At 46.1% G+C, this 7,321-nt stretch carries 4 protein-coding genes; 1 reads left to right on the top strand and 3 read right to left on the bottom strand.

Annotated elements, in window-relative coordinates:
- Positions 1-205 precede the first annotated feature (205 nt).
- Together LPH68_RS07465 and LPH68_RS07470 are read right to left on the bottom strand one after the other, a co-directional pair.
- Positions 206-3,403 carry an efflux RND transporter permease subunit gene (locus LPH68_RS07465; RefSeq protein WP_134993517.1) on the bottom strand — a complete coding sequence of 1,066 codons (3,198 nt, stop codon included), beginning with the start codon at positions 3,401-3,403 and terminating at the stop codon, positions 206-208.
- 18 nt (positions 3,404-3,421) lie between these two features.
- Positions 3,422-4,705 (bottom strand): efflux RND transporter periplasmic adaptor subunit, encoded by a 1,284-nt coding sequence (locus LPH68_RS07470; RefSeq protein WP_134993518.1) that lies wholly within the window; start codon positions 4,703-4,705, stop codon positions 3,422-3,424.
- A 157-nt stretch (positions 4,706-4,862) separates the two neighbouring features.
- Here LPH68_RS07470 and LPH68_RS07475 point away from each other — a divergent pair, with 157 nt between their 5' ends.
- Positions 4,863-5,711: an AraC family transcriptional regulator gene (locus tag LPH68_RS07475; protein ID WP_009038711.1), complete on the top strand. Its 849-nt coding sequence runs from the start codon at positions 4,863-4,865 to the stop codon at positions 5,709-5,711.
- A gap of 66 nt (positions 5,712-5,777) precedes the next feature.
- Here the strand turns inward: LPH68_RS07475 and LPH68_RS07480 are convergent, their stop codons facing one another.
- Positions 5,778-6,860: a YhcG family protein gene (locus tag LPH68_RS07480; RefSeq protein ID WP_008641253.1), complete on the bottom strand. Its 1,083-nt coding sequence runs from the start codon at positions 6,858-6,860 to the stop codon at positions 5,778-5,780.
- Positions 6,861-7,321 lie beyond the last annotated feature (461 nt).

Here is a 7,321-nt window from a genome sequence, read left to right on the forward strand (position 1 = left end):
TAATGAGGAGGACAGATTCACTGTATCCTAATTAAATGCTTATTTTATCTTTCAGACAGAAGAACAAAAGAACAAATATTGAACTTATTATCAACGTTCTATTACAACGATTACATTCATTATATCAACCACATGAATTACATTGATTATATGACTACACCGACTTTATCTTTTGCACTTATGTTCTTCTGTCTAAAAATCAGAATTACTCTTTTCCAGCCCTGGACTTTTCTTCCTCGCTCACTTTGATTTCCTCTTCAATCTGCCAATCATGCGTAGGGGCACTCTGTACGGGACGGAGACGTTCCTGCAACCATTGGAAAGCAATGAACAAAGTCGGCACGATGAAAAGCAGTGCCAGCGTACCGATAGTCATACCGCCAACTACTCCCGTACCCAATGAACGGTTACCGTTAGCTCCTACTCCACTAGACATCATCAGCGGGAACAGACCGAAAATCATCGTCAAAGCCGTCATCAGAATCGGGCGCAGACGGGCTTTGGCTGCACTGACAGCAGAAGCAATCAGTCCCATACCGGCCTTACGGCGTTCGGCAGCATATTCCGTCAGCAAGATAGCCGTTTTTGCCAGCAAGCCGATCAACATAATCAGACCCGTTTGCAGGTAAATATTATTCTCCAGTCCGAACATCCGGGCGAAAAGGAAGCTACCCATCAATCCGCAAGGCACACTCAAAAGAACGGCGAACGGAATAATGAAGCTCTCGTAGAGCGCGCTTAGAATGAGGTAAATCATCAGAAAGCAGATACCGAAAATAATCATCGTCGTGCCGCTTTGCTGGTTTTCCTCACGGGTGATACCTCCGTAGTCATAGCCGTAACCTTTCGGAAGAGACTGTTCCGCCGTTTCCTGCACAGCCTTGATCGCATCTCCCGTACTGTATCCATCAGCCGGCATCGCGTTCACCGCAATGGAGTTATACATATTGAAACGGCTCAACGACTCGGCACCATAGCTGCGGGTCAGTGTAACGAACTGGCTCAACGGAGCCATCTCACCATTGGACATACGCACAAAAGCGTTGTCGAGCGAAGTCTCGTCCAGACGGAACATCGGATCGGCCTGAATCATAACGCGGTACACTTTAGAGAAACGGTTGAAGTTGGACACATACTGACCACCGTAGTAGCCGGACAGCGTACTCAACACAGCGTCGGGCGTGATACCTGCACGCTTGCATTTAGCCGCATCCACCTCTACCGTCCATTGCGGATAGCGCACGTCGAACGTCGAATAAGCCATTGCTATTTCAGGCCGTTGGTTCAACGCGCCCAAATATTGCTGGGTAGTGGTAAAGAACTCATTGATATCACCGCCCATCTTGTCCTGCATGTGGAGCTCGAGCGCATTACCCATACCGTAGCCCGGAATCATACCCGGTGAGATGGCGAACACACTGGCATCTTTAATATCGGCCGTAAGGGCATACACCTGTCCGATCACCGACTGCACATTATCCGCGTCATCCGGTCGTTCGTCCCACGGCTTCAACTTAAGAATCAACATTCCGAACGAACTTCCTTGTCCGGCCAGCAAACCGTAACCGGCCACTTTCTGCACGTGCTTCAGTTGGGGAATCGCCATCAGGCGTTTTTCGATGCGTTCCATCACCTCATCCGTCGTTGTGAGCGAACTGCCTGCCGCCGTACTTACATTGACGAAAATCACCCCCTGATCCTCGTCGGGCACCAGACTGGTCTTTGTCGTATTCATCAGGAACACAAGCAACACTACGGAACAAGCCAGCAGCGACCATGTGAGCCATCTGCGCTTGATAAAGAGCAATACAATCGTCTTATATTTATCCACCATCACATCGAAAGCCGAATTGAAAGACTTACGGAAACGTGCCGCAAAGTTGTTCTTCTGCGTTCCGTCTTCATTGATGTAAGGCTTGAGCAGCAATGCGCACAAAGCCGGACTCAAGGTCAACGCATTGATAGCCGAAATACCTACTGCCACCGCCATCGTCAACCCGAACTGTGTATAAAACGTACCGGAAGTGCCGCCCATAAAGGACACCGGAATAAATACCGCCATAAACACCAGTGAAGAAGTGATAACAGCATTACTGATACCTTTCATCGCGTCGATACTTGCCATATAGGACGACCTGTACCCCACATCGAACCGCGCCTGCACCGCCTCGACGACAATAATGGCATCATCCACCACCGTACCGATCACCAGCACGAGCGCAAACAGTGTCAGCAGGTTGATACTGAATCCAGCTATCGCCATGAAAGCGAACGTACCTACCAGAGACACAACGATTCCGACCAAAGGAATCAATGTGGAACGGAAGTCCTGCAAGAAAACGTACACCACAAGGATCACGAGGATAATTGCCTCGATCAACGTCTTCACCACCTCATGAATGGAAGCGAACAGGAAGTCGTTGGAGCTCATCATCTGTGTCAGCTCCACTCCTTTCGGAAGATCCTTGCGTGCCTCATCGAGAAATTTGTCGATGTTCTGGTTTACTTCCGTCGCATTGGAACCTGCCGTCTGGAACACCATACAAGACACACCCGGATGGCCGTCCATACCACCGTGGTAAGCGTAGCTGTCCTGTCCCAGTTGTACGTCGGCAATATCTTTCAGTTTCAACACCTCGCCAGTATCGCTAGAACGGATGACGATGTCGCCAAATTCTTCGGGAGTAATCAGACGTCCCTTGTACTTCATCGTATATTGGTACGTTTCATTCGAGTTCTCGCCAAACGAACCGGTTGCCGATTCGATATTCTGCTCGGCAAGCACGCCGGTGATGTCGGACGGAATCAGTTTGTACTGTGCCATCACATCCGGCTTCATCCATACACGCATACTATATTCACCACCCATAATCATCATATCGCCCACACCGGAGATGCGGAGAATCTGTGGTTTCAGGTTGATGCTGATATAGTTGGACAGGAAGTTCTCGTCATAACTCTCGTCCGGACTGGACAAGGAGAACATCTGCAAGATACTCGTCTGCCGCTTGGAAGTGGTCACACCGACTTGGGTTACTTCCGCCGGAAGCTGTCCCGTAGCACGCGACACACGGTTTTGCACGTTGACAGCCGCCATATCAGGATCGGTGCCCTGCTTAAAATAGACGGTGATGCTCACCGAACCGGCATTGGTGGCGGAAGATGTCATGTAGGTCATGTCCTCCACCCCATTGATCGCCTCTTCCAAAGGCGCGATTACACTCTTCTGCAACGTTTCCGCACTGGCACCATAATAGGTGGTACTCACCATAATGGTAGGCGGAGCAATATCGGGGTACTGCTCAACAGGCAGACTGAACAGCCCGATGATACCCACTACAACAATCGTAATAGAAATGACTGCCGATAATACGGGGCGTTCTATAAAGGTTCTTAAATTCATGAATGATTCCTCCTTGGTTTAATTTTCAGTAGTTGTGGCCGGAGACGCTGTGGCTGTCTCTGCCAACAGAGATTGAGCGGTCGTCTCCGCTAATGAGGATTGGTTGATTGCCTCTGCTAATGAGGATTGATTTATTGTCTCTGCTGATGAAGATTGATTAGCCTTTGTCACTCCTGCCACTGGAGTTTGAGCAGCCTTCGCCTTGACCGGAGTACCTTCACGAAGCAATCCTACGCCTTCGGCCACAATCACATCTCCCGGTACCAGCCCTTCATCTACAATAAATTCCCGACCGCCGTTGACGCGAGTCACCTGTACCGGGTTTGATTGAGCTTTACCGTCCACTACTTTATATACATATCTCTTATCCTGTATTTCGAAAGTGGCAGCCTGTGGAATGGTCAATGCTCCCGTTTTCTGCACAGGAACAATCACGTTGCCCGCACCACCGCTATGCAACAATCCTTCCTTATTCGGAAAAACAGCACGCAGACTGACCGTACCCGTCGAACGATCGATCACTCCACTAATCGACTCGATCTGTCCTTGTTCGGAATAAGCCGATTTATCGTTCAGTTGCAGATTGATGGCAGGCATATTTTTCAGCGCCTCTTCTTTGGAACCGTATTGGCGGATGAGTCCCAGCAACTGGTTTTCCGTCATGGAGAAGTAAACATACATATCCGAATTGTCGGAAACCGTTGTCAGCGGTTGGGCAAGAGCGGAACTCACCAAAGCGCCTACGCGGTAAGGCAATGTACCCACCACACCGTCTGCCGGACTTTTCACAACCGTATAAGAAAGATTGTTGCGGGCACTCACTTCCTGCGCTTTTGCCTGCGCCAACTGTGCCTTGGCAGCCAGTAGGGAGTTTTTCGCGGTACTCAAATCGAAAGAGGAAACTACGTTCGCTTTATACAGTTCCTCTTTACTGTCATACGTCAGTTGTGCCGTAGCCAGAGAGGCTTTTGCCGATTCAACGTTTGCCACTGCCGTTTGCAAAGCAGCTTCATACGGCACCTGATCGATGATGAACAACGTCTGTCCGTTCTTCACGCGTTGACCTTCCGTCACACAGACTTTAGTCAGCGTACCACTCACCTGGGGATAAATATCAATATCTTGGCGTCCGCGGATGGTTGCCGAGTAGGCGCTTGAAATCATCCGGTCGGCCGGAACAACGGTCATCACTTCGTATTCTGTTTCCATTTGTGCCGGGGAAGCCTGTTTACAGCCTGTCGCAGCAATCATACAGCAGAGCAACAATAATCCCTGCTTCATTTTACATACCTTTCTACTCATTTTCTGTTACCTATTAAATATTTTTAAACGCGGCAAAGGTAGACTGTTTTCTTCATTGAAAACTGGACTTAGTATCTTCAGTTTTGTTCATTTTAGGAACATCAAAACCGATATTTAGTGAAAAAGTGCTATTTTTGTACCCAAAATAAGAATAACAATGGAATCAAAAAACTCTAGCCTAGCCATATTTCGTGAACCGTTCGTAGCCGGAATGGACGAAAACCTGTCTCCAATTATGCAACGCCTATGGAAACTGGAAGGGGGTGCCATCTATTTTTGCCGTAGCGGATGGGCACACGTCACGATCGACTTGAAAGACTATGAAATTGTCGAAAATACTCAAATCGTGCTCTTGCCGGGAACGATTATCCGCGTCAACGGCAGCAGCAGTGATTTCACAGCTTCTTTCTTCGGATTCCCCAAAGAAATGTTTCGTGAAGCCTGCCTGCGTTTCGAGCCGATCTTCTTCCGGTTTATCAAAGAAAAGCCGTGTTACGTACTTCCGGAAGAAAATACCGGAGCTATCAATGGGTTAATACGTGCCACGACCGCTATATACAACGACCGCGAAAATCGTTTCCGCAACCAAATTGCTAAAAATCACCTCCAGTCGTTTATGTTGGATATCTATGACAAGTGTTACCGCTACTTCGACCGGCAGGAAATAGAAGGAGGAAGTCGGCAGGATGAAATCTTCAAGAAATTCATCGCACTGGTGCACGAAAACTGCATCGCTGAAAGGGAAGTAACCTTCTACGCCAACAAGCTCTGTATCTCCACCAAATACCTGACAGGTATCTGCAAAAGCGTGACGGGTGAAGCTGCCAAAAAGCTTATTGATGACTTCTCCATCCTGGAGATAAAAGTGCTGCTTCAATCCACCGAACTGACGATTCAGGAAATAGCCGACCGGCTCGGTTTTCCCGACCAGTCGTATCTAGGCAGGTATTTCAAACGGCATGAAGGGATGTCGCCGAAGGAGTATCAGAGCAAATATTCTATCTAATAACCAAAATAGCACAGACGGGCGAGCATGGTGTATTTTTTCCACCTATACACCACTCCGCCTAAATTATTCTGCACTTTCATTGTCCTGTAATCCCTGATAAAGTTTGCTTTCCAGTTCTTCGATGGAAGGCAGTCCGGATTTTATATCGTGAGGGATTGATTTACCTAACTCATAATCGGAAATACCTATTGGTTTGTGCACATCACGTAAAGCATATTCAGCCATGATGCGATCTTTGTTCTGACAAAGAAGCAAACCAATCGTCTGATTATCACCTTCCCGGCAAAGAATATCATCTACTGCAGAACAATAGAAATTCAGTTTACCGATATATTCGGGTTGGAAGTCACCCTTTTTCAACTCCACGACTAAATACCTGTGCATAAACACATTATACATCAAGATGTCAATATAGAAATCATTGCCGGACACTTCAATATGATACTGTCTGCCCATGAAGGCGAAGCCTGCTCCCATTTCGAGAAGGAACTTTTCAATATGCTTAACCAACCCTAACTCTACATCTCTTTCGTTATATTCGTCAGTGAAAGTCAGCATATCAAAAATATAGGGGTCTTTTAAGGTTTCTTTTACCTGCTTGGCTTGTATTTCCGGGAGAGTGGAATCGAAGTTGTTTGCCAATGCTCCGTAAGTATGGTAGTAGTCCTGATTGATAGCTTCAATTAAGAAATTACGACTCCATCCACTCTTCAAACATTGAATCATGTACCAATAGCGGGCTTTCAGGTCTTTTACCCGTTGTATTAAAGTGATGTTGTGTGACCAGCTTAACTGTTTTATCGGAAGAACACAATTTGACATTTCTAATTTGGCAACCACTGGTTGCCAAATTGTAAGCTCTTGATTATATTCTTTATGAAACTGAATCATACACCTGCAATTTCGTGGGGAAAAGCCCTTCACTTTCGGATAATCATTCTTCAGGTCATTGGCAAGCTGTTCAAGTGCATTGTTCCCCCATCCTATCTGTTTCTGGCTTTCACAAAGAAGTTTGCCGATGTCCCAATACATAGAAAGCATTTCTTCATTAGCGGAATAAATCGCTTTTTTCTGTGCGAGTGCCACCCGTGCTTTGACTTGTTTAAGCAAAGTAGCGTAGTTAAATATACTATTTTGAATTTCCATTTATTATTTTTCGTTTTAGATTAAAGACACTATAGGTTATTCCTATCCAAGCATCATTCAGCCGATTGCCCCAAAGCAAAGAGACCTTCCTTGATAATAGAGTGGCAAATATAATGATAATTGAAGCATTACGGATGCACTATCCGATAAATTTGCCTGCCTTTTCCGTCATACCACCACTTTGTCACGAATGCAAACTTATATTTATCCAGTTGGACGTTACTCCAGTAGTCACGAAAGATTTCCGCAGGAACACCATTCTCGCTTGGTCTAAGAATAAAAAACAAAAGTTTGTAATTATTACCACATAAAGATTAAATGAATACTTAACGAACTATTGTTTTAATGAGGATGTAATCCTATTGAAATAAAAAAAATCTTACTTTGTAGCATGATTAAAAGACAAAAAGAGCAATTGTTTTAATTTCATATTATCTAATAGATGATAATACTATTTATGT

It is taken from the genome of Bacteroides sp. 1_1_30 (assembly GCF_020982715.1).
GTDB lineage: Bacteria > Bacteroidota > Bacteroidia > Bacteroidales > Bacteroidaceae > Bacteroides > Bacteroides xylanisolvens.

Bases quoted from the DNA above. Each gene is read 5' to 3' on its own strand.
- LPH68_RS07465 (WP_134993517.1), bottom strand. From the start codon at position 3,403: ATGAATTTAAGAACCTTTATAGAACGCCCCGTATTATCGGCAGTCATT.
- LPH68_RS07470 (WP_134993518.1), bottom strand. From the start codon at position 4,705: ATGAGTAGAAAGGTATGTAAAATGAAGCAGGGATTATTGTTGCTCTGC.
- LPH68_RS07475 (WP_009038711.1), top strand. From the start codon at position 4,863: ATGGAATCAAAAAACTCTAGCCTAGCCATATTTCGTGAACCGTTCGTA.
- LPH68_RS07480 (WP_008641253.1), bottom strand. From the start codon at position 6,860: ATGGAAATTCAAAATAGTATATTTAACTACGCTACTTTGCTTAAACAA.